Source organism: Lysinibacillus sp. NPDC059133 (genome assembly GCF_042755925.1).
Taxonomy (GTDB): Bacteria; Bacillota; Bacilli; order Bacillales_A; family Planococcaceae; genus Lysinibacillus.
On the sequence record NZ_JBHZDH010000011.1, the window covers coordinates 26,411 to 49,841 of the forward strand.

Genomic DNA, 23,431 nt, shown 5'->3' on the forward strand with positions numbered 1-23,431 from the left:
TGATGTTGTTTTGTCCACCTTTAAAATCTATTATTTTACTTACGTCTGGAGGAAATGCATGGTTATTTCAAAAGCTCGTTCTACAACTAAGGAACATGTATTCTTTTTTTCAGCTTATCAAAAGCTCATGCACCATAAATCATACAATGCGCTACTCTTTCTTTTCAGTATTTTAGTACACCCATTTACATACTTATTTTATCGGAAAAGAAAATATTCACACCAATACCGCCAAGCTTTTGAGCAACGAAGTCAGTACTACAAAGAAAAGGGTTTGTTCACACAATGGCAAGTTACATTTGCTGAACAAGAATTAGCCAAAGCTAAATTCTTTCAAGAATGTGTGTCAGAAAAACAATTACAGGAAACTGCTTCGAAATTAGCAGAAGCAAAAATTCAGCAGTTAGTAGAGCAAGATTTATTGAAGGATGATTTAGAAGATCCATCCTATTTACAATTTTTTAGTCAACAACTTAAAAATAAAAACTTTGTGGCCCTTACTTTTTTACCGGCTGTTTTATTTTATGTAGCCCTTCTATTGTTTGCGAATCCATTTCTGCGATTTGCCATTGAACGAATACTACAAAGTTTCATTGTTATTGTAGGTGTCGCAACACTAGTGTTTACAATTTTGTATTTGTCACCTTTCGATCCAGCAAGAAACTTACTTGGTGTTACGGCAACGCCTGAGCAAATAACTAACTTTAATCATATTCATGGTTTGGATCAGCCCTATTTATCTCAGTTATGGAATTCATTATCTGGTCTCTTCACATTTGATTTAGGTACTTCTTTTGCAGGGAAAGAAAATATTACAAATAGCATTGTAAACAAATTTCCTGTCACACTTGAAATAGCTATCCTATCACTATTAATGGCTATCGCTATTGCTATTCCAGTCGGCATTATATCCGCTGTTCGTCCAAATTCATATTTGGATTATACATTTATGTTCATCGCCTTGATTGGATTATCCATTCCTAGCTTTTGGCAAGGATTGATATTTATTTTAACGTTTGCCTTAAAGCTACAATGGTTCCCAGCTACATTTAATCCTCAAAACTGGCTATCTTTAATAATGCCTGTCATTGTCTTAGGAACATCCATTACGGCTTCCATTGCCCGTATGACCAGATCCAGTATGCTTGAGGTGATACATGAAGATTACATTATTACAGCTAGAGCTAAAGGCTTGAATGAATTTAAAGTGATTTCAAAGCATGCTATTCGCAATGCCATGATTCCGATTATTACGGTGATTGGACTTCTCTTTGGTGGAATGTTAGGTGGGGCATCTGTTACAGAAAAGGTTTTCAATATTAATGGTATCGGTAGTTATATTGTTGACAAGCAGTTTATTCCGGACATTCCAGCTATCCTTGGTGGGGTCGTCTATATTGCGATCACAATTTCGATTGTTAATTTATTCATCGATATTTTGTATGCCTTTTTCGATCCACGTATTCGCTCGAAAATGAAGAAGTCTTAAAGGGAGGATCACCAATGAAAAACAGCTTACATGTCAAACTACTTTTGAAGATTACACAGGAATATGTCAATTCACATTTTACATTTGTCTTTTCCTTACTGTTTTCTTTATTATTTCTAGCCTATAGCTATAATTTTTCTACTCAAAGTTGGCGACCAATTGTCTTCATTTTTTTCTTAATTTATGCGATTACGACAGCTTATGTCGGTTTCCTAACTTTACGAATTAAACAAGATTTAGCAAGCCATAATGACATACAAAAAAGCACTCGATTACTTGGGTATCCTCTATTATTGACAATCGTCTCTGGCAATGTTTTTTCTACATCTTTTGCTTTTTTGCTTGTATCAAAAAGTAAGACAGCCGAATATACTTTTGCTGCTTATGCATTGATCACTCAGCTTTTTATTATCGGTATTTCAGCACTGAACTTATTTAAACCGTATGTTACAGATACGTTTTTACTAGCAATGGGTCTTTTCTTACTCCTTGCAATCTTTTATATCGTGATGTTAATTCTATGTACTAAATTTGTGACTTCCAAGGCTGCACCGAAATGGATGCTGTTACCTGGCATTTTGCTCCTTTTTGCCTCTTTGACTGGCAATCTATTTGCAACATTGCTAGGGTATAGCCTTATTCAAAAAGCTCGAAAGGCGAATCTATCTACCATTGAAAAATGGCAAAGAATTTGGGAGAAGATTTTACGCAATACGATGTCCGTTTTCGGGTTATTTTTCATCGTATTTATGTTTTCTTTATCCGTGACAAGCTCTTGGACATTTGACTATGACTTCGCTATTGAAAATAACTATGGAGCATTGTTACAAACTCCTACGCTAGAATATCCACTAGGCACCGATAATTACGGGCGTGATTTATTTTCTCGTATTGTTTTCGGTGCACAAATATCGCTTATTGTCGGACTTTTCTCAACCATTATACCTGCATTAATCGGCGGAACACTTGGTGCATTTTCTGGTTATTATGGGAAAGCGACTGACAATATAATCATGCGTAGTCTTGATATTTTATATGCCATTCCTGGAATTTTACTAGCTATTGCCATTATCGCAGCGTTTGGTGCCAATACCATGAATTTAATCATCGCACTAAGTGTTGGCGCAATTCCAACGTATGCTCGTACGATGCGCGCTAATGTCATGCAGCTCTCTAATTTCGAATTCGTGGAATCAGCCAGAGCATTAGGAGCATCTGATGCTGCAATCATTTTTAAGCATATTGTTCCTAACTCGTTAGCACCTATGATTGTCAAAGCAACATTAACCATTGGTGGTGCTGTGATTTCAACAAGTAGTTTAAGTTTTTTAGGGCTCGGCATTGAGCCACACATTCCTGAATGGGGCAATATTCTAAAAGTTGGTAGTACGTACCTGGAAACACATTCCTATGTCGCTATTTTCCCAGGTCTTTGTATTATGCTTCTCGTTCTTTCCTTTAACTTTTTAGGTGATGGGTTACGAGATGCTTTAGATCCAAAATCAAATTAATAAATGGAGGTTCTTACATGAAAAGATTACTTGTCTTCTTATTCATAGCAGTATTAGCATTAGCAGGCTGTGTACAAACAAAAACTGACGTAGAAGGTAGTAAAGATTCCAAAGGCAAAGGTAAAAAAGTAATTGAAGTTTTAGGCATGGCCGCTTCTGAGGAAGATATGAATATTGTTCGTGATCAACTAGTTAAAAATGGCTTTGATGTTAAATTAAATATTCAACCTGATTATGGTTCATATTCAGCACAAAAAGATGCTGGCAATTATGATTTAGCGCTTTCGAGCTGGACAACAGTAACAGGAAACCCTGATTATGCTGTGCGTGGTTTATTTAAAACGGGCGGAGACTATAGTATTGTATCTGATTCAAAATTAGATGCTCTCATCGAAGAAGCAAGTACATTATCAGGTGATGAAGCCACTGCAAAATATAAAGAATTAGAACAGCTCCTAGTATTCGATCAAGCATATATTGCGCCGTTATATATTTCAAATAAATATCAAGGAATTTACTCTGAATTAGTAAACCCAAAAACTGTACATCTACCAAAATCCCGTGCGCAAGTATGGGAAAGTATAGAATTTAATGATTCATCCAAAAATGCAACTGAACCGTTGATTTTACATCAAACAATAGATTCGTTAACATCTCTTGATCCTATTAAAGGGAATGACGGTTCTATTAATACATTAAATACAAATATGTATGTACGACTTGTAAACTTAACAGATACAGATGAAGTCGTTTCTAATGGTTCATTATCTTATGATCATGCTATTGCTGAAGGTAACCAAGAATATTATTTCATTTTACGTGATGATATTAACTTCGCTGCTGTAAAAGATGGTGCTGCTGTTGATACAGGTGAATTGGTTTCAGCAGAAGACGTTGTATTCTCATTAAATCGTGCAAAAAATCCAAAATCAGTGCCAGATCATCGCACATATAGTCTTCATGAAAATATCGAAACAGTCGAAATCGTTTCGGACTTAGCTGAATTACAAAAGAAAAAAATTGCAGGCTCTGATCAGTCTGTATTAGATGCATTATCTCAAAACCTCCCTGCTTCTGTAACGCAATTAGCAAAAGACAAAGGGACTGTTAATAATGCATCTGGAGCATACCAGGTTGTTAAAATTACAACACCAACACCATTCCCACAAGTATTAAATTATTTAGCACACCAATCTGGTGGTATCGTATCTGAAAAACAAGTAACAAGCATTAACACATATGATGTAGCAAGCTATAATCCAGATAAGGATATCGCCTATGGTGATCAAGCTACAGTAACGGAAGGCACAGCAACATACAACAACCATCTTTATGCAAGTGGCCCTTACATTCTTGTGAAGAAAAATGATTATGAAGCACAATTTGTGAAAAATCCGGCTTACCGTGTAGGTAGTGAATATGAACCGAAGATCGCAAAAATTAATGTTCGTTTTATCGCTGATATCGATAGTGCTTTATCCGCATTACGTAATGGTGAAATCCATGTTCTCCAGACAGTACCAGAAACAAAGCTAGACATTGTAAAATCAGATACTAAACTAACGTTAAACACTGCTGATAGTAATGCAGTATCCTATCTACAAATGAATACATCTGGTCGCGCTGTATCAGATTCAGTAGACCTACGTAAAGCAATTCTTTACTCTATTAATCAAAATGAATTCATTAGCTACTATCAAGGCAATAAAAAACCTGCTGTATCCACTCTTTCACCACTAGTTAATACAGGGTTAAAGCTTGAAGCAGACAGTAAAAAAGTAAAAGAATATTTAAAAGCCTATAACGATTAATTATTAAAATTCAGTGTGTGAGTATACAAAACAATCGGCTAAGCATACTAAAAAGCAGAACCTCCTCATATTATTGAGGAGGTTCTGTTCATAATGTTGAAAAAAAATGGTTATGAATATTTTTGTGAATGTTGTGTTGGAAGTCCCGTTCCATCACTTATCACTAAAATTGAGAGTCGTGTCATAAGGTACATGCTGAGTGAAGTGGTTGATTGGAGTGGAGGCTGGGCGACTCCTCGGGGATCAGCGTCACAGATGAGACCCTGCAGCGAAGCGAAGCGGCTCATCGGACGCCCCCAGGAAAGCGCCCAGCCGGAACGGAAATCAACCCCTCGCATTGCCAAAAAGCCCTATTTTATTTACAACATAAACAGAGCCTCCTCAAATTATTGAAGAAGCTCTGCTCTGTTATCTATAGTAATACTCTGATCAATTATGCCTCGGCATAATTGCGTCTGGAATCGGCTTTGTGCTTAGGCCTGCTGGATGCAGGTCAGTTAGCCGTTATCGTATGGATGCGATGATTTTGGGCTAACATCCTTTAAGAACTCCTTTCCGATTCCGTGACATCCGCCGGAGGCTTTAACTTCTTTCAGCGGGTGCTGAAAGAAGTTAAATCTCATTATGTGATTTTGGTTTTGGGCCTAGATCTTCGGGCTCAATATCTGCAAAGGTCTCGCCCTCTTCTTCCAAATCACGCATACGATGCGCAATACGTGATGCGGCAGAAGCAGCGATACTGCCAACTAAATCATCTAAAAACGTATTTACATGATGTCCCGGTTCTGTATCCAACTTCTTAATAATACCGATTTTTTGCTTATCTAAGTGACCAAAAGTTGTTACCGCTATGCTACCATATGTAAAAACAGATCCAAGTGCGATTGTTTCATCCACACCAAATAAACCCTCATCAGATTCTATGATTTGCTGTAACGGTGCCGATAATAACTTTTTCTCTGCAAGTTCATCTAATTCAATCCCTACTAATAAAGCATGTTGAACTTCACGCTTACGTAATACACGCTCAACAGAATGAACACAGTGGTCTAATGTTAAACCTTCATTATAGGATTTTTGCATTTCATAAACGATTTCAGCAATATCCCCTAGCGATACACCACGACGAATGAGTGCAGCTTGGGCTGCCTTCGCTACTTCATCAGAGTGTATGCGAGTACTTTTATCATGCATAACTATCCCTCACTTCGATTTGATTGCTAGAATAGTGCTAGCCCAACCTATTATACCTTTACTTTGGCTATATGGTACAATTTCGTTACAAACATGAGAAGGAGTGTCATCATTGGATAAGGGAACTGTACAAGATTTAAAGTTCTATAGTGAAGCATTACAGGAGGAATTATTGCTCTATATTTATGTTCCTGCAAATTATTCTCCACTATATAAATATAATATTTTAATTGCATCAGACGGCAAAGATTATTTCCAGCTTGGAGGTATTACAAAACTTGCTGATGAACTTATCGATGACTATGAAATCGAAAATTTAATCATTGCATTCGTTCCTTATAAGGACATTAAGGATCGACGTCATAAATATATTCCAAGTGGAGAGCAACATGAAGCATATCTTCGTTTTTTAGCACATGAGCTTGTGCCCTATTTAGACGCTGAATATGCAACCTATCAAATGGGAATGAGTCGTGGGGTCATTGGTGACTCGATGGCTGCAACCGCTTCCTTAATGGCTGCATTAAAATATCCAAGTATTTTTGGCAAGGTTATTTTACAATCACCGTATGTTGATGAAGATGTTCTGCAAGCTGTAGAAAATTTTAAAGATCCAGGCGCAATCTCCATTTACCATATTGTTGGAAAAGAAGAAGATAAAGTTGTCACGATGGATAAAACCATTAAAGATTTTTTAACACCAAATCGTCAGCTGCATAATCTCATGTTAAACAAAGGATTTTCTATATTCTATGAAGAATTTAATGGCAATCATACATGGAAATATTGGAAACCTGATCTACGTCGCGCATTAATTGAAAATTTCAATTAATATGGACGAATCAAATTACGAAATCGGAAATTTCTGTTATACTTAAATAAAAAATTGTTTACTTTCGGGAGGTAATGGCCTATGAAGTACGGTATTGTGGCATTTCCATCAAAAAAATTGCAAGATTTAGCGAATACGTATCGTAAACGTTACGATCCTCATTATGCGAAGATTACTCCGCATATAACATTAAAAGACAGCTTCGATGCAACGGATGAAGATATTCAATCTGTCGTAAAGCAATTAGATGAGCTTGCTGCCAAATATGCACCTTTAAACATTCATGCATTACGCATAAGTTCATTTTTCCCAATAACAAATGCGATTTATTTCCGCATTGAACCTACTGAACAATTAACAGCATTTCACCAAGCTTTAGAAGAAAAAGTACCTTCTGGTGAGTCAAAACACGTATTTGTACCACATATCACGATTGCTCAAAAAATGACGGATTCCGAGCATGATGACATCTTTGGGCAATTACGTATGACTGGTGTTAACGAAAAGGATACAATTGATCGCATTCATCTTTTATACCAATTGGAAGACGGCTCGTGGACAACATATGAAACATTCCGATTGTCAGGAGCTGAGTAATCTTTGTATAACGTTAAGATTGTTGAAACTGCAAAAGAACATGAGGATGCGTTTGCAGTTCGCAAACAGGTTTTTGTTGAAGAGCAAGGTGTGCCGCTGCATTTAGAATGTGATGCTGAGGATGCATCTGCAACGCATTTTATTATGTACGAAGACAATGACCCTGTAGGTGCTGCACGTTTACGCAATATCTTGGACGATGCTGCGAAAATTGAACGTGTCTGCATTTTACAAGATCAGCGAGGCAAAAAACTAGGTGCTTTAATTATGACAGAGATGGAAAAACACGCCATTTCAATGAATAAGAAAAAGCTAAAACTCCACGCACAAAGCTATGCTATTCCTTTTTATGAAAAGCTTGGCTATGCGGTAACATCTCCCGAATTTATGGATGCTGGTATCCCACATCGTGCAATGGAAAAAACGATTTAACTTCTTTCAGCAGGAGCATAATCGACCAAATAGGTGTTACGAAAATGCTAAGGCATCTCGTAACACCCTTTTTTTATTTGTCTACAAAACTTTAAAGGTTGATTTATAAATGAACATCCATTCAACCAACCTATCATGTTATTTCATCATTTTAGTAATTTTATCGAAATCTAGTGAAGCACCATCTTGGATAATAGATTGGACTAACTTATCTTCAAGTTCTTGCGTAATTTGTCTATTGGACACCTTACTTACGCGTCGTACGATTTTTCTTACTTGTTTTTCATTTGTAAAATCAGCATGTTGAATTGCATTTGCTAATGCGAAGATTTCATCCATCGATACCCCAGTTTTTTGTTCAATTGAATTAAAAAACCCGCGATTCATGTTCCCCCTCCTATCCAGTTAAAATTTAAATTTATTTCCATTATTAATTTATGAAAACATTTGAAAATTAGTGAAGGCTTTAAACTTTATTCAGATAATGGTGCACTCTGAAGAAAAGCTAAAGCCTCTTATCGACTGTCACATTAATTAAATCAATTTTGCCTCGGCATAATTGCGTCCGGAATCGGCTTTGTGCTAGCACAAAGAAATCCTTTCCGATTCCGTGACATCCGCCGAAGGCTTTAACTTCTTTTCAGCTGAAAGAAGTTAAATGATCGTAGCACCAACAATGATTAGAAGAATGAATAGAACAACGATTAGAACAAAAGTTGAACTATGACCATGTCCATAGCCATAATATCCGCCGCCATAATCTCCTCCGTAACAACCATCAGCATGCCCTCCATACGGATGCGCACCCCAGCCTTGATATCCCATAAAAATACCCCTCCCTTCTACAACCTATAATATGTTTTCGTTGTAAAAATGGGTGGGGTATTCGTCTAGTCAACATTTCCTTTTGGTTTAAATATTAATGCTCCGATAAAGCCAAAAACAATGGCAGCACTGATTCCTGAGCTTGTCACCTCGAACATCCCAGTTAACACACCTACAAGCCCATGTTTTTCCGCCTCAACAATTGCACCCTGTGTTAACGAATTTCCAAAAGATGTAATAGGGACAGTTGCACCGGCACCAGCAAAATTAATAAGTGGTTCATACAAACCCATTCCGGAAAGAATCGCGCCAGCTACGACTAGAGTACTCAATGTATGTCCAGGCGTTAATTTTCCAAAATCCATTAGTAATTGACCTATGGCGCAAATAATGCCTCCTACAAAAAATGCAAACACAAATGTCATAACCATTGCTTTTGCCTCATTTCATTGTAATTTCAATCGCATGTGCCGTACATGGAATTGTCTCGCCCTGTTGAAATGAAAGCGGAGACAGTAATGCCCCTGTCGCCACAAGAAGTACTCGTTTATAAGTACCTGCTCGCATCTGTTGGATCACATAACTAAAAAAAACAGCTGCTGAACAACCAGCACCACTTGCACCGGATTGGAATGTCTCATCCTGTCCATAAAACTCGGCACCTGCATCACGTAAAGGTTTTAACTCCTCACTCTTTATGCCACTTTCAACAAACATTCCTTTTAAAAGTTTTATGCCAAGTTGACCTAAATCACCTGTTAAAATTAAATCATAGTGGTAAATTTTTTGATTTCGCTGCTCTAAATGTGATTGTATTGTTTGAAAAGCGGCTGGTGCCATCGCTGCGCCCATGTGAAAGGGGTCATCCATACCATAATCAACCGATTTTCCAACAGTTGCTGCTTCAATAGAAGGATATTCCTCATGATGCTTACCAACAAGAGCATACCCTGCAGCTGTTACCGTCCATTGAGCAGTTTGGGGCTTTTGTGAGCCATAATTGATTGGATAGCGGAATTGTCGTTCAACCGCATTGTGTTGACTAGATGCACCAGCGAGCGATAAATTGGCGGCACCTACTTCTGTTAAAAGGCTCGCAACAATTACTGAAGATATAGAGGTGGCACATGCTGAGAAGAGTCCAATAAAAGGAATGTCTAAGTCTCTGGCCGCAAAATTGGTCGGTGTCATTTGATTCACTAAATCGCCGCCCATAAAGTAATCAATGTCCGTATTTTTCACACCCGCTTTTTTCATGGCAAATTCACAGGCCTCTTCAACCATTTTTCGATGACCTTGTTCATTTGTTTGCATTTGCCAACGTTCATCATCATAAGTCGCATCAAAATGTTGACTAAATATACTGCGTTTCTCTAGTGGACCTGCTACTACACCTGCTGCTATTAAGGATGGCTTCGATTGAAAAACAATTACCATGAAACCACTCCTATCGTCACAAGAATGAATTTAATAAGTGCAATAAAAAAGGCGGAGACAACACCAAATAATACAACTGATCCAGCTAACTTAAATAAATTCCCACCAACACCAAGTACTAACCCTTCAGATCTATGCTCAATGGCAGCAGAAATAACAGCATTACCAAACCCTGTAACAGGCACAGCTGATCCAGCTCCAGCAAATTGACCAATTTTCTTATATAAGCCAAAACCCGTTAAAATCATGGCGAAAAATATCATGGTTGAAACTGTTGGATTTCCGGCTGTCGCTTCGGTAAAATCAAAGAAAATGATATAGAAAAGTGATACGGCCTGCCCGATTGTACAAATAAGGCCACCAACTAAAAATGCCTTTGCAACATTCTTAAAATAGGGCGGTTTCGGCGTGACATTTTGTTCTAATTGTTGGTATTGTTCTTTTTCCACTATGTTTCCTCCTTTGCCAGCTTTTTCAATTTCTTAATTTTATCTTTCAGTTTATTATCTTCAACTTGATCCTTTTTTATTTTATTGGCTTCATAAAAAATTTTATAATCAGCTGAGACAAAAATATCTTTGTTTGGATATTTTTCATCAAATTTCTTTTGCAACTTTTTCTCTAATTTAGCCTTTTTCCACTTATCCCATGGTTTAATTTGAGCTGCTACAAGCATACTATTGTCATATTGGATAACCGTTGTTTTGTCTACAAAGTCCTGTTCTTTTAAAATGGTTTTAATTTCCTTTTCGTTTTCCGGTGAACCGTAGACAATAAATTTTTCTTTTTCACCGCAACCACTTAAAAGCGATAAACTGACTAATAGAGGTAACATCATTCCTAATAGCTTCAAGTTTTACCCTCCTTTTCTTTAAAGTTTCTCCAACCATAAAAAAACTATTCATTTGACTATATATACAAAGGCCCGAGTCCATTTTTCATAAGCACATATTGTAGAAGTAGTAACAAGGAAAGGAGGTGACAATATGGGTTGTGGCAAGCCAACAAATCCTATTGGACCAATCCATTCAGCAGGCTGCGTTTGTGACGTAGTACGCGCTATTTTAGACATTCAGAATCAAGCGGTGAGAGAAGAATGTCAACCATGTACAGCTAACTGTTTCCTAGAACCACTGGGAGGCATTGTAAGTCCAGCACGCTCTCATGCAGATACACGTGTATTTATGTTAATTACAAAAGATGGTACTCCTTTTAAAGCATTTTTCAGTTCTCCAACAGCAGATCCATGTATATGTACATCCGTATTTTTCCGTGTAGAAGATATGTTTGATGAGTGCTGCGCTACCTTGCGTGTTTTAGAGCCTTTATGTTCATTTGACTCCAGTGAAAGTACAGTCGATCTATTAAGTCGAGATGGCTGCTGTGTCAACATGAAAAAAATATGTAAAGTAGATGATTGGAATTCAACTGAGAGCTGTATCACTGTAGATTTATCATGCTTCTGTGCTGTGCAATGTATTGCTGATGTTGACTTAGGGATTTGTGAATAATCTTTTCTCCTTTGACACACTACACATAAAAAAAGTGTACAGCATCCTCTGCTGTACACCTTTTTCATAAAGTAGGTAATTGTTTACCTCGCCATAATACTTGCTCTATGTCCTCAAAATAGATAAGCTCTTGTGTTTTTAATTCATAAGAAGTAAGCATCAATGAATCCGTCTGTACATTAGATGCACTACCTCGTAAATTTCTACCATCCTTTAAACATATGATTAACGGTTGATAGGCTTTTTGCCGAAACGGCTTTTCTAAAAATTGAAGTTGCTTTAGTAAATACGGATCTATTTGTACTTCTTCAACCACTTCTTTTTCTTCAATCATTTGTTCATCGAAATAGCCGTTCTTACTATACACTGACGTACTTTCATCCAATTCAAGTTCATGGAGCACCTTAGAAATATTTAGAAAATAGGATGGTGACTTTATAAACAAGCGTGGCTCTTGACCCACATTACTCACTTCCCTTTTTTCCTACAATATGCGAAAGGAAGAAAATTGGTTCTCAGCCTATTTTGCTTATAAATGCTGTCGCCAAACCTAAGTAAATTAAAATACTTGTAATATCATTTAACGTTGTAATAAATGGTCCTGATGCAACAGCTGGATCAATTTTCATGCGATGCATAAGCAGTGGAATAAAAGAACCTGCAAGCGTTGCTACCAAAATTGAACCACAAAGCGCCGCTCCTACCAGCATTCCAAGAATAAGCTCTTGTTTCCAAACATAGATGATACCGATCACAATCACTCCACAAACAATGCCAGACATTAAGCCTGTGCCTGCTTCACGTAGGAGTAATTTTAGCTTGCTATGTTCTTCAACATCTCCTGTCGCAATCCCTCGAATAGCAACAGCTAGTGCCTGTGTTCCACTATTTCCAGACGTACCTGAAATAAGTGGGATAAACACCGCGAGTAACGCAACCTGTTCTAACGTTGCCTCAAACTGTCCCATCAAATTTGCTGTCAACATCCCTAAAAATAATAATATGACAAGCCATGGTAAACGTTTTTTGGCCGCTTGGAATGAGGTTGTATCGAATTTATCCATATCGGAAATACCCGCTAATTTAGAGTAATCCTCCGATGCTTCCTCATCAATAACGTCAATAATATCATCAACTGTAATAATCCCTAGTAATTCACCCTTATCGTCAATAACTGGTGTCGCTAAGAAGTTATAGTCCTTCATAATTTGAGCAACCTCTTCTTGGTCATCTCCTGCGTGCACCATCACAACACGTTCATTCATTATCGAACGTATACGGGTATCCTCATCAGCAATAATTAAATCACGAAGCGAAATTACACCTGTTAATCGATGTGTTTCATCCACGACAAAAATATAATAAATGGTTTCGGCATCTGGTGCTTCTTTCCGTAATATTGCCATTGCTGAACGAACAGTAGAATTTTCTGGTATCGCTACATATTCAGTCGTCATGATAGAACCAGCTGTATCTTCGTCATAGCTTAATAGCTCATTAATCTCTTCAGCTGTTTCATCATCCATCATGCCTAAATAGCTTTCACGTTGTTTTGTATCCAACTCATTTAAAACGTCTGCTGCATCATCTGCATACATATGAGAAAGCATTTCAGCACCATATGACGGATCCATCTCAGCTAGATACGCTGTGTATTCATCATCATCTATTTCGATTGCCTCAAAAATATCAGCCATTTCCGTCGGAGACAAGAACGAATAGATGATCTTTCGTATATCAGGCTCCACCTTCTCATAAAACGTTGCCTGATCATATGGATGAAGCTCTAAAAACTCATCGCGGAATGCGTTAATATCATGTGCTTCGAGCATTTCTCGCAAACGTACCTCGTCGAATTGCACATCATTCTTTTCATTTCTTTCCTCTATCATGCTTGTCCCCTCCTTCCGAGCAATCAATTATTCCTCGGCATAATTGCGTCCGGAATCGGCTTTGCGCTTAGGCCTGCACGAGGGCCGACACGATGTCGGTCATTTCGGTAATGCCACAGGACGTGGCGTTTTTACCGATGCAGGTCAGTTAGCCGTTATCGCATGGATGCGATGATTTTAGGCTAACATCCCCTAAGAACTCCTTTCCGATTCAGTGACATCCGCCGGAGGCTTTAGGCCAACAGATGTTTTTTGCGCGAAAGCGTAGTGCTAACGCAGCGTCAGCAGCACCGAAGTTGGTCACTCAGTCGTTGCCACAGGACGTGGCGTTCTTAGACTGAGTTCCTCTATTTCAGCGGGTGTTTGACCAACCGCCGAAAAGTAAATTCATTTGTACCTGTCGCTTTGCTTTCTGTACAGAAAACATTTGCTGAAATAAGTTAAATCATTGATACGGGCAATTCCGTAAATCTACCCTATATATAATAGAGTGTATTGTACCTTTTCTGCAAACCCTTTTTTTACTACATAGCAACCTACATCATTACCACTATCTAATTGGATAAATCTGCAGGTAAATGTTTCTATTTTTCACCCGTTACCATAACGTGTGGTTGATTTCCGTTCCGACTGGGCGCTTTGTTGTTGCTGACGCTTCGCTTTCGCACAGTTAAAACATTTGTTGCTGTCGCTTCGCTTTCGCACAGTTAAAACATTTGTTGCTGTCGCTACGCTTTCGCACAGATAATACCCCTCTACTTAACTATATCCTACGAACACTTTCTTTTCTGTTAACGTGCTGTTAAGAAAAACTTATTACTTTTATAGAAAGTAAAATGATAAAGAGATGCCCGTTTGTGCGAACATCTCCTTACATATATAACATATTCAGTAATAGTTTTCACTCTTCATAGATAGGTTTTGAAAAATAATAGCCGAACTTCAAATTAAGGAGTCATTCAATAATCGCTGCATATCTTCATTTACGTTACTTGTAAATTGTAACCTTTCACCTGTCAAAGGATGAAGCATCTTTAAGGACACACAGTGTAAGGCTTGTCTATTTATATGCTCGCGACTTCCACCATAAAGTTCATCTCCAACAAGCGGATGTCCCATATAGGCCATATGCACACGAATTTGGTGTGTTCGCCCAGTGTGCAACTTTAGTTGTATATGTGTCATCGGTTCATCCTGTAAATAAAAGTGCCTTAAAATGGTCACATCTGTATGCGCAAATTGACCGTCCTCACGCACCTCTCGCTCAATGATACTCGTCTCCTTGCGTCCAATAGGAGCGATGATTGATTGTACATCTTGTGCCACATGTCCATGTACAATCGCTTCATATTGTCGAGAAATCTCTCCACTGCGCTGTGCAAGTCCCGTTAAATGATGAATATGAGCATGTTTGGCAATGCATAGCAAGCCAGAAGTATCACGATCAAGTCTCGTGACGATATGAGCTGTTGATGCTAGACCTTGCTGCTGAAAATGGCCACACACTAGATTCGCTACGCTATTTGTTGGATGCTCACGCGAAGGAATCGTACTTTGATGTGCCGGCTTACTTAGCACTAAAATTGCTTCATCTTCGTAAATAATAGAAAGTTCACCATGTTCAACAGTGAGCCCCTCACTTTTTTCTTCAGGAGGGAATGTAACTTCAACTCGATCCCCGACATGGAGAGGATGTCGAACATTGCGTTCGACATCATTTACTGTCAGAAAGCCTCCATCAAATTTAATAGCCGTTAAAGCTCGCTTGGAGATGCGCCATTCTGCTAAGGCCTCCCTTAGTAGTTGGCCTTCTTTTTCTGCTATAAAATGCAGTGTAAACCTTGTATCCATTTTACTCATTGGCCACGAATGATTCATGTACTCGTTCCCAGAATGGGAATGGACGGAAACGTGCAAAACGCACTCTTTCATTTGCTACATTAAATGCAATCGACTTCACATCGCCTTGCGTGACTTGTAAATGATCGACTGTCATATTAAAGTTTTGTTCATTTACTGGACGTAAAACACAGTGATGGTGTGCTGGTAAAATGAGTGGTGAGCCAACTGTACGGAAGACACGGTTATTGATAGATGCTATCTCAGTAATTTGGAGTGCCGCTAAAGTCGGATGAATAATTGCTCCACCGAGGGCTTTATTATAAGCTGTACTACCAGAAGGCGTTGATACACAAAGACCGTCTCCACGGAAACGTTCAAACTGATTACCATTTAACTCCACATCCATAACAAGCGTGACATCAGGTGATTTCACAGTTGCTTCATTTAGCGCTAAATACGTATTGGATTCCGCATTATGATGCTCCACCTTTACCTCTAGTAGTGGATACTCCACAACGTTAAAGTCCTTTTTGGCAATGGATAAAACAAGCTTTTCTAATTCAGATGGCTTCCAATCCGCATAAAATCCTAAATGTCCCGTATGAATACCTACGAAGGCAACCTGATCTAGCAAATGAGCATATCGATGAAAGGCATGTAGTAAAGTGCCATCTCCTCCAATAGAGATTACGATTTCAGGAGCCTCTTCATCATAAGTTAACCCAAAATCTTGCAAATATGTTCTGGCTAGCTCCATTAATTCGTTCGACTGTGCATCTCTACGTGATTGAATGGAAAATTTCATTTTAAGTCACGCTCCTTCTCCGATAATAAATTAGGATTCGATGCTTCTTTATATTCACTAAAATAGGCCTGCGCTTCTTGGATTTCACTACGAATGGACGACATTTCTTCATCCAATCGGAAAGCGGCCTCTGCTGCACTTTGAAGGCGATTTTTAATTTCCTCGGGGAACATGCCTTTATATTTATAATTTAAAGAATGCTCAATAGATGCCCAGAAATTCATGGCTAATGTTCTTATTTGAATTTCAGCTAATACCACTTTCTTCCCCTGTATCGTCTCTACAGGATATTCCACAATCATATGGTATGAGCGGTAGCCACTTGGCTTATTATGTGTAATATAGTCACGCTCTTCCACTACACGCATATCTTTACGTTGCCGTATTAGCTCCGTAACTGTTGATATATCATCTACAAATTGACACATAATACGTAAGCCTGCGATATCCCCCAGCTCGTCACCTAGCTGTTTAGAGGGCTCAAAGGAAAGTCCTTTTTCTAATGTTTTATCATATATACTTGCTAAAGGCTTTACACGTCCTGTCACAAATTCAATTGGTGAATTTGCATTAACAATACCGAACTGTGAACGCATACCCTTTAATTTTACTTTTAACTCATCTACTGCTTGTTTATAAGGACTTAAAAATATTTCCCATTGTCCCATCGCAAAAACCTCCCGACATTCGGTATCGAACAAAACCAACACCGTCTGTTCGTTTTGTCTTTTTATTCAGCAAGAATTGTCTCGAAGTGTTGTTCCACCGCTTGGACAAATTCCGCCCCATAATTGTAATTTCCTTCAATATTATACACGAGCATTTCCAATTCATCGTAAAAATTTGTAAGCTCAATAACTTCTTCACCTAGTTGTAGCTTTGGATTTTTCTTTTTTTGTAAAATATGTACAAGCTGCTCCCAACTACTCGACGGAAAACGCAAGTAATGATAATCCTCTCCTGCATCAAGTAAATAAATAAACGCAAAGTCATCAGAATCTGCAATTAATTGTGCAGCAGGTTTTAACTGTAAATTTACTTCATTGTCGTTTAAACTAAAATGAAGTTGTTCGTTTTCAAAATTCAATGTTTCTATTGTATAAATTTTACGCACATGCGGTTCCCCTTTTCGTCTTACTCTTCTTCTTATTTTAGCATAGAGGGTAATTAGTTGCAGTGTGTAAATACTAAATCAATGAAATAACGAACGAAACTTTTTATCATAGTGTATGGTTGATTTCCGTTCCGACTGGGCGACTCCTTGGGGGATCAGTAATAGAGGAACGAAGGCTAAAACCATCACTTTCTATGATAACGCCTTAGTGACCAACATCATGCTGTTGCTGACGCTTTGCTTTCGCACAGAAAACATTTGTTGCTGACGCTTTGCTTTCGCACAGAAAACATTTGTTGCTGACGCTTTGCTTTCGCACAGAAAACATTTGTCCTTCATCGGAAATTAGGGATGACATTTCGTCAAAATGTATGCCATGCATATTAGTTGATCTTCGTTCCAGCTGGGCGACTCCTTGAGGATCAGCAATAGAGGAACGAAGGCTAAAAGCATCACGTCCTGTGATTACGCCTTCGTGACCAACATCCTGTTGGCCCGAGACCCTGCAGCGAGCAACGCGAGTGAAGCGGCTCATCGGACGCCCTGGAAAGCGCCCAGTCGGAAAGGAAATCAACACCAAGTTATGATGATACGCCATACAAATGATTTCTAATAAATTTTTGTCCATAATCGGAAATTAGGAATGATATTTCGTCAAAATGTATGCCATGCATATTAGTTGATTGGAGTGGAAGCTGGGCGACTCCTTGGGGATCAGCAATAGAGGAACGAAGGCTAAAACCATCACATCCTGTGATAACGACTTCGTGACCAACATCGTGTTGGCCCGAGACCCTGCAGCGCAGCGAAGCGGCTCATCGGACGCCCCCAGGAAAGCGCCCAGCTGGAACGGAAATCAACCACACGCTATGCTGATGAACCTTTCCCCTAATCAACACCCATAAAAAATGAAAATAAAAAGGTGAGAATAATGGCACAACAACTTGAAATAGAGTTTAAAAATCTTTTAACAAAACAACAATACGAACATTTATTGCAAGAATTCAACATTTCCGAAAATGCTATTCATCGTCAAACAAATCATTATTTCGACACACCTTCTCAAGCTATTCGGAAACTCCAAAGTGGGCTTCGTATTAGACAAATCGACAAATATTTTGAATGTACTTTAAAAGAAAAAAATGCAGAGCATGCACATTTAGAGACGACTGACGAAATAACTGCTGAGCAAGCTAAGAAAATGCTTGTTGGTGAAGGTTTCTATGCCCAAGAAGTAGCAAAAAGACTAGCTCTCTTTAACATTCCTTTGGAAGAATTGGAGATATTCGGTTCACTGACAACTGATCGTGTCGAAATCCCTTATAAGGATGGCCTTCTAGTATTCGATCATTCTTTCTATTTGCAGTGCGATGATTATGAGGTAGAATATGAATCAAAAGATGCAATAAAAGGAAATGCAATCTTCGACGAATTTCTACAGCAATATGGTATTGAAAAACGAGCCACAGATAAAAAAATTGCACGTTTTATGAAAGCATTACAAATGAATAAATAGCTTAACTAGTATAACAAGAAAGGGTGACAGCTCCTTGGATATCCAATCACTCAGAACTTTACTTGACATTCAAGCATTACAAACACTAGGATCTTCAGAAAATTCATCGTCGAACAATCTTACCGATAGCAATTCTCTGTTTTCAGACATGATTAGCGAAATGCTCGGCGACTCAACTACTTCTAACAATGCAAAATTATCTAGTTTGCTCGGAGGTGTTTCAAGCGCTTCGTCATTGATGAATCAGTTTAGTAGTTTAAATGGGTTATCTGAAAACATGCAGAAGAATGTGTATCAATCATTACTTTATAATGGTTCTAATAGCGTCTTTATACCTTCATCTGTACAAGCAGCATTAGCAAACACACAATCTAGTACAAAACTCGATTCCTATGTTTCGGATAATGTAATTGGTTCAACTGCCTATGCCAATTCATTAGCAGGTGCTAATCAGTACGCTTCGATTATTCAAAAGGCAGCAGCTACATATAATGTGCCTGAGAAGCTCATCGCTGCCGTGATTAAGCAAGAGTCTAATTTTAATTCAAACGTGGTTAGTCATGCTGGAGCACAAGGATTAATGCAATTAATGCCGAAAACAGCGCAATATTTAGGCGTTACAAACTCCTTTGATCCAGAGCAAAATATTATGGCAGGAGCCAAATATTTACGCCAAATGCTAGATAAATTTGATAATGATCCTACATTAGCATTAGCTGCTTATAACGCAGGAGCTTCACGCGTTACAAAGTATGGTGGCGTTCCTCCTTTCAAAGAAACACAGAATTATGTTAAAAAAGTGATGAATTACTACACAGTTTAACTTCTTTCAGCAAATTTCACCCGCGTGGTGAAATTTGTGCTTTTATAGCGAAAAACATTTCGAAAGAGCTCTTTGTTTGTGTTAACGAAAAGACGTTGATAGAATGAAGGTAGTCACAAGAAATTCACATTTTTAAAGATGACTAAGTATAAAAATATACTTTACGATATAAAGAATTAAAGGGGCATTTAACTTATGAGTCGAAAATACACTGTTCCTTATGAGGAGCTGGGGGCTGAAAAGCTTTCAGAGCTAATCCATGCGTTCTATAGAAGAGTTGCTCAGCATCCTGATCTTATTCCAATCTTTCCGAAAGATTTAACAGAGACAGCCCGCAAGCAAATTCAATTTCAAACACAGTATTTAGGTGGACCAAATCTTTTTACTGAGGAGCATGGTCATCCAATGATGCGTGCACGTCATATGAATTTTCAGATTACACCTGATCGTGCTCAAGCTTGGCTTGAATGTATGTCCGAAGCGATGGATGAAGTTGGGATGGAAGGTAAGTTCCGTGAAATTTATTATCAACGTTTAGTATTAACAGCTCATCACATGATTAATACACCAAATGACGATGAGGGGGAATTGTTACGTGAATAATATTCAAATGTTACAAGAGCCAACTCCTGAGATTTCTACTGCTAATAAGCCTATTGAATTGTATATTTTCGTAGATCCACTTTGTCCAGAAGCTTATAATATGCAAGCCGTTCTTCGTAAGTTACAACTAGAGTACAATCATTACTTTACATGGCGCTTTGTACTAAGCACAGAGCTAGCCTCTTTGAATTGTTTAAGTAAGCGTGTAAAGGGTTGTGTATCAGGTATTGAACTCGACATTAATCACCCTGTTTTACCATCTATCGCTATTAAAGCAGCAGAGTTACAGGGCAAACGTGCAGGAGCACGCTATTTGTCGAAACTACAAGAATATGTATTACTAAACCAACAAGATGTCAATTCCTATGCTACGCTGTTAAAAATTGCGGAAGATGTTCAATTAGACATGAATGAATTTTCCGCAGACTTTGGTTCAAAGGAAGCAGCACGTGCCTTCCAATGCGACTTGTATATTAAACGTGAAATGGAAGTCGATGAAGTGCCTAGCATTGTATTTTTCAATGAATGTATTGAAGATGAGGGTCTTAAAGTTAGTGGTAACTATTCCTATGAAGTTTATGAACATATTTTACAAGAGATGATGGATGAGCAGATTGTGCGTCAACCATTACCAACAATGGAAGAGTTATTTGCAAAATTTCATACCCTTTCAACAAATGAAGTAGCTTTCATCTACTCATCAACAGAACAAAATGCTGAACGTGAATTAAAGAAGCGTATGCTACAGCAAAAGATTGAACGGATTCAGACAGATCACGCTACACTGTGGCGTATTAAATAATGCAATTATACTATTATTCTAGAGAACAGGGACACAACACGTTTAATGTTGTGTCCCTGTTCTTGTTGTTGAAAAACTATTATGTCAACTTTATTTATTTATCGGAATGTTCTAGTGATTTATCGGAACGTTTCCGCGATTTATCGGAACGTTTCCGCGATTTATCGGAACATTTTTGAGTTTTATCGGAATACATCGCTGTTTGATCGAGATTTATAGCAAAAATAAAAGAAGCGCCACTATCCTCGACAGATAGTGACGCCTCTTTTTCACAAAGGGGATGGGAGAAATGTTCACGTTCAAACAAAGGGGTGTATGTTTGTTTTTGTGATTTATTTCACATGAATTAATTTATCATGGAATAGTAAATATAGCAACAAGTCCGATGATAGATTCACAAATTTGTCAAATAGAAAGCGATTACAAACAGTATTTTTTCAAGATACGCACTTTTAAACATTTAGAAATCAAAAAAAAACATTATTCTTTAAATTTTTATTATTTAATTAATCATAGAAAAAAGGCAGTAGGGAAATTCCTACTGCCTTCCAAATTAATTATTCAACAATAATTTTTCTAACTCATTTAAACGTTCTTCAAATACTTTACATGCATCATCAATCGGTTTTGCAACGTTCATATCAACGCCTGCTGCCTTTAATACCTCAATTGGGAAATCAGAGCAACCTGCTTTTAAGAAGTTATTAATATAACGTTCTACAGCTGGTGTACCCTCTTCTAAAATCTGTTTACTTAATGCGGTTGCAGCTGATTTACCTGTAGCATATTGATACACATAGTAATTATAGTAGAAGTGTGGAATACGAGCCCATTCTAAGCCGATTTCCTCATCTACAACAATATCCTCGCCGAAGTATTGTTTATTTAAATTATAGTAAACCTCTGTTAAACGCTCTGCTGTTAAAGATTCACCATTCTTATCCATTTGGTGGATTAGGTGTTCAAATTCAGCAAACATTGTTTGTCTGAAAACAGTACTTCTGAAGCCGTCTAGCCAATGATTTAATAAATAAATTTTTTGTTGTGGATCTTCAATTGTTTTCAGTAAATAATCATTTAACAGCTCTTCATTACATGTTGAAGCTACTTCAGCTACAAAAATAGAATAATCACCATAAACAAACGGCTGATTTTTACGTGAATAATAACTGTGTACACTATGGCCAAATTCATGAGCTAGTGTAAATAGATTATTAACATTGTCTTGCCAGTTCATTAAAATATATGGATTTGTTCCAAAGGCGCCTGAAGAGTACGCACCACTGCGTTTCCCTTTGTTTTCTAAGACATCCACCCAACGATGATCAAGACCACCTTGAACGATGCCTTGATATTCCTCACCTAGTGGCGCTAAAGCTTTTACTAAAATATCCTTCGCGTCATCGTAAGTGATTTTCATATCAACTTCCTTAACGAGTGGAGCAAATAAATCCCACATATGCAGTTCATTTACACCTAAAAGCTTCTTACGTAACGAAATATAGCGCTGCATAGCTGGTAAATGCTTATGGATTGTTTCTACTAATTGATCATAAACACTTTCTGGAATGAAGTTGTTAGACATTGCTGCGTGACGTGCAGAATCATAATTACGAATACGTGCACTAACATTATGCTTTTTCACATTGCCCGTTAACGTAGCGGAAAACGTATTTTTAAAGTTACCGTAAGTTTCGTACATTGCTTTAAAAGCATTTTCACGAACTGTGCGATCTTTACTTTCTAAAAACTTAATATAGTTACCGTGCGTTAGCTGTACTTCTTCCCCTTCTTCATTCTTCACTTTCGGGAAGACAATATCAGCGTTGTTTAACATACTAAATGTATTTGAAGCAGTGCCTGTAACCTCAGACATTTGTGCAAGTAATGCTTCCTGCTCTGCTGGTAATACGTGCGGACGTGCCATCGTTATTTCTTTTAAAGATTGCGTATACAATTGTAAGTCTTTGTTTTCTGCTAAGTACCGTTCTATCGTTTCTTCACTCAATGATAAAATCTCAGGTGTTAAAAATGATAGGGCAGCTGAAATACTAGTCGCTAATGTTTGAATACGACTATTCATATCTTGGTAGAAGCTATTTGTCGTATCTTGGTCATTACGCATATGAGCATACGTGTAAAGCTTCATTGTACGTTCATAAATTTCATCGTGATAAGTTAGAACTGCTACTAATGCATCTGCTCCATTTTTTACAGTACCTGCATAGCTAGGCGCTTTTTTTGCAAGTTCTGCAACTTCTTTATACTCTTCTTCCCATAGGGTATCAGTTGCAAATATATCCTCCAAGCGCCAAGTTAACTCTTCTGGAACTTCATTTCTTACTAAAACTTGATTACTAGCCATGTGCCAGCCCCCTTTATATGTGAGTTTTTC

The 23,431-nt window shown here is 37.9% G+C and carries 25 protein-coding genes; 11 read left to right on the forward strand and 14 right to left on the reverse strand.

Going from position 1 to position 23,431, the window contains the following annotated elements:
* The first annotated feature begins 58 nt into the window (after window positions 1–58).
* Genes ACFXN8_RS08295 through ACFXN8_RS08305 form a run of 3 tightly spaced genes read left to right on the forward strand, consistent with a single transcriptional unit; the run spans window position 59 to window position 4,811 of the window.
* Window positions 59–1,489, forward strand: a complete 1,431-nt coding sequence (locus ACFXN8_RS08295; RefSeq protein ID WP_376071454.1) for an ABC transporter permease — start codon at window positions 59–61, stop codon at window positions 1,487–1,489.
* 14 nt (window positions 1,490–1,503) lie between these two features.
* Entirely contained in the window at window positions 1,504–3,000 is a 1,497-nt protein-coding gene (locus tag ACFXN8_RS08300; protein ID WP_386844254.1) for an ABC transporter permease, read from the forward strand.
* A gap of 17 nt (window positions 3,001–3,017) precedes the next feature.
* On the forward strand, window positions 3,018–4,811 hold the full coding sequence (locus ACFXN8_RS08305; protein ID WP_386844256.1) for an ABC transporter substrate-binding protein: 1,794 nt from the start codon (window positions 3,018–3,020) through the stop codon (window positions 4,809–4,811).
* A gap of 612 nt (window positions 4,812–5,423) precedes the next feature.
* Here the strand turns inward: ACFXN8_RS08305 and ACFXN8_RS08310 are convergent.
* Window positions 5,424–6,005, reverse strand: a complete 582-nt coding sequence (locus ACFXN8_RS08310; RefSeq protein ID WP_386844258.1) for a phosphatidylglycerophosphatase A family protein — start codon at window positions 6,003–6,005, stop codon at window positions 5,424–5,426.
* A gap of 112 nt (window positions 6,006–6,117) precedes the next feature.
* Between ACFXN8_RS08310 and ACFXN8_RS08315 the strand changes: the two genes are divergently transcribed.
* From ACFXN8_RS08315 to ACFXN8_RS08325, 3 genes are all read left to right on the forward strand, one after another.
* Window positions 6,118–6,837: an alpha/beta hydrolase gene (locus tag ACFXN8_RS08315; RefSeq protein ID WP_386844260.1), complete on the forward strand. Its 720-nt coding sequence runs from the start codon at window positions 6,118–6,120 to the stop codon at window positions 6,835–6,837.
* Window positions 6,838–6,918: 81 nt separating this feature from the next.
* A complete protein-coding gene (locus tag ACFXN8_RS08320) occupies window positions 6,919–7,434 on the forward strand; it encodes a YjcG family protein (protein WP_386844262.1) in 516 nt (171 codons plus the stop codon).
* A 3-nt stretch (window positions 7,435–7,437) separates the two neighbouring features.
* Entirely contained in the window at window positions 7,438–7,866 is a 429-nt protein-coding gene (locus ACFXN8_RS08325) for a GNAT family N-acetyltransferase (RefSeq protein WP_376071436.1), read from the forward strand.
* A gap of 138 nt (window positions 7,867–8,004) precedes the next feature.
* On the opposite strand, the gene ACFXN8_RS08330 is transcribed toward ACFXN8_RS08325, so the two are convergent.
* From ACFXN8_RS08330 to ACFXN8_RS08355, 6 genes are all read right to left on the reverse strand, one after another.
* Window positions 8,005–8,253, reverse strand: coding sequence for a stage VI sporulation protein F (locus ACFXN8_RS08330; protein WP_376071433.1), 249 nt, complete (start codon window positions 8,251–8,253; stop codon window positions 8,005–8,007).
* Window positions 8,254–8,520: 267 nt separating this feature from the next.
* The gene (locus ACFXN8_RS08335) at window positions 8,521–8,697 is read right to left on the reverse strand and encodes a YjcZ family sporulation protein (RefSeq protein ID WP_376071673.1); all 177 of its coding nucleotides are present in this window, start codon (window positions 8,695–8,697) and stop codon (window positions 8,521–8,523) included.
* A 59-nt stretch (window positions 8,698–8,756) separates the two neighbouring features.
* Window positions 8,757–9,116, reverse strand: coding sequence for a stage V sporulation protein AE (gene spoVAE, locus ACFXN8_RS08340; protein WP_376071430.1), 360 nt, complete (start codon window positions 9,114–9,116; stop codon window positions 8,757–8,759).
* Window positions 9,117–9,132: 16 nt separating this feature from the next.
* Window positions 9,133–10,128: a stage V sporulation protein AD gene (locus ACFXN8_RS08345; protein ID WP_386844265.1), complete on the reverse strand. Its 996-nt coding sequence runs from the start codon at window positions 10,126–10,128 to the stop codon at window positions 9,133–9,135.
* Window positions 10,122–10,577 (reverse strand): stage V sporulation protein AC, encoded by a 456-nt coding sequence (gene spoVAC, locus ACFXN8_RS08350; protein ID WP_376071425.1) that lies wholly within the window; start codon window positions 10,575–10,577, stop codon window positions 10,122–10,124. Before spoVAC ends, ACFXN8_RS08345 begins: the two co-directional genes overlap by 7 nt.
* Complete coding sequence (locus tag ACFXN8_RS08355; RefSeq protein ID WP_376071423.1) at window positions 10,577–10,981, reverse strand: hypothetical protein; 405 nt, start codon at window positions 10,979–10,981, stop codon at window positions 10,577–10,579. The genes spoVAC and ACFXN8_RS08355 overlap by 1 nt, the downstream gene beginning before the upstream one ends.
* Before the next feature lie 133 nt (window positions 10,982–11,114).
* Here ACFXN8_RS08355 and ACFXN8_RS08360 point away from each other — a divergent pair, with 133 nt between their 5' ends.
* On the forward strand, window positions 11,115–11,639 hold the full coding sequence (locus tag ACFXN8_RS08360; protein WP_079559573.1) for a CotY/CotZ family spore coat protein: 525 nt from the start codon (window positions 11,115–11,117) through the stop codon (window positions 11,637–11,639).
* Window positions 11,640–11,703: 64 nt separating this feature from the next.
* Here the strand turns inward: ACFXN8_RS08360 and ACFXN8_RS08365 are convergent, their stop codons facing one another.
* From ACFXN8_RS08365 to ACFXN8_RS08390, 6 genes are all read right to left on the reverse strand, one after another.
* Entirely contained in the window at window positions 11,704–12,111 is a 408-nt protein-coding gene (locus ACFXN8_RS08365; protein ID WP_386844268.1) for a hypothetical protein, read from the reverse strand.
* Window positions 12,112–12,154: 43 nt separating this feature from the next.
* Window positions 12,155–13,531: a magnesium transporter gene (mgtE, locus tag ACFXN8_RS08370; RefSeq protein ID WP_386844270.1), complete on the reverse strand. Its 1,377-nt coding sequence runs from the start codon at window positions 13,529–13,531 to the stop codon at window positions 12,155–12,157.
* Window positions 13,532–14,473: 942 nt separating this feature from the next.
* The gene (locus ACFXN8_RS08375) at window positions 14,474–15,382 is read right to left on the reverse strand and encodes an RluA family pseudouridine synthase (RefSeq protein WP_386844356.1); all 909 of its coding nucleotides are present in this window, start codon (window positions 15,380–15,382) and stop codon (window positions 14,474–14,476) included.
* A 1-nt stretch (window position 15,383) separates the two neighbouring features.
* On the reverse strand, window positions 15,384–16,178 hold the full coding sequence (locus ACFXN8_RS08380; protein WP_376071412.1) for an NAD kinase: 795 nt from the start codon (window positions 16,176–16,178) through the stop codon (window positions 15,384–15,386).
* Window positions 16,175–16,846: a GTP diphosphokinase gene (yjbM, locus tag ACFXN8_RS08385; RefSeq protein WP_376071409.1), complete on the reverse strand. Its 672-nt coding sequence runs from the start codon at window positions 16,844–16,846 to the stop codon at window positions 16,175–16,177. The genes ACFXN8_RS08380 and yjbM overlap by 4 nt, the downstream gene beginning before the upstream one ends.
* A gap of 62 nt (window positions 16,847–16,908) precedes the next feature.
* Window positions 16,909–17,292 (reverse strand): UPF0738 family protein, encoded by a 384-nt coding sequence (locus tag ACFXN8_RS08390; protein ID WP_386844273.1) that lies wholly within the window; start codon window positions 17,290–17,292, stop codon window positions 16,909–16,911.
* A 931-nt stretch (window positions 17,293–18,223) separates the two neighbouring features.
* On the opposite strand from ACFXN8_RS08390, the gene ACFXN8_RS08395 reads away from it, so the two are divergent.
* The 4 genes from ACFXN8_RS08395 to ACFXN8_RS08410 all read left to right on the forward strand — a co-directional run bounded on the left by ACFXN8_RS08395 (window position 18,224) and on the right by ACFXN8_RS08410 (window position 21,036).
* Window positions 18,224–18,808, forward strand: a complete 585-nt coding sequence (locus ACFXN8_RS08395) for a CYTH domain-containing protein (RefSeq protein ID WP_376071405.1) — start codon at window positions 18,224–18,226, stop codon at window positions 18,806–18,808.
* Between the two features lie 34 nt (window positions 18,809–18,842).
* The gene (locus ACFXN8_RS08400; RefSeq protein WP_376071402.1) at window positions 18,843–19,631 is read left to right on the forward strand and encodes a lytic transglycosylase domain-containing protein; all 789 of its coding nucleotides are present in this window, start codon (window positions 18,843–18,845) and stop codon (window positions 19,629–19,631) included.
* 195 nt (window positions 19,632–19,826) lie between these two features.
* On the forward strand, window positions 19,827–20,234 hold the full coding sequence (locus ACFXN8_RS08405) for a globin domain-containing protein (protein WP_376071399.1): 408 nt from the start codon (window positions 19,827–19,829) through the stop codon (window positions 20,232–20,234).
* Complete coding sequence (locus ACFXN8_RS08410; RefSeq protein ID WP_386844276.1) at window positions 20,227–21,036, forward strand: DsbA family protein; 810 nt, start codon at window positions 20,227–20,229, stop codon at window positions 21,034–21,036. The genes ACFXN8_RS08405 and ACFXN8_RS08410 overlap by 8 nt, the downstream gene beginning before the upstream one ends.
* Window positions 21,037–21,589: 553 nt before the next feature.
* Here ACFXN8_RS08410 and pepF read toward each other — a convergent pair.
* Window positions 21,590–23,401, reverse strand: coding sequence for an oligoendopeptidase F (pepF, locus tag ACFXN8_RS08415; RefSeq protein WP_386844278.1), 1,812 nt, complete (start codon window positions 23,399–23,401; stop codon window positions 21,590–21,592).
* Between the last annotated feature and the right edge of the window lie 30 nt (window positions 23,402–23,431).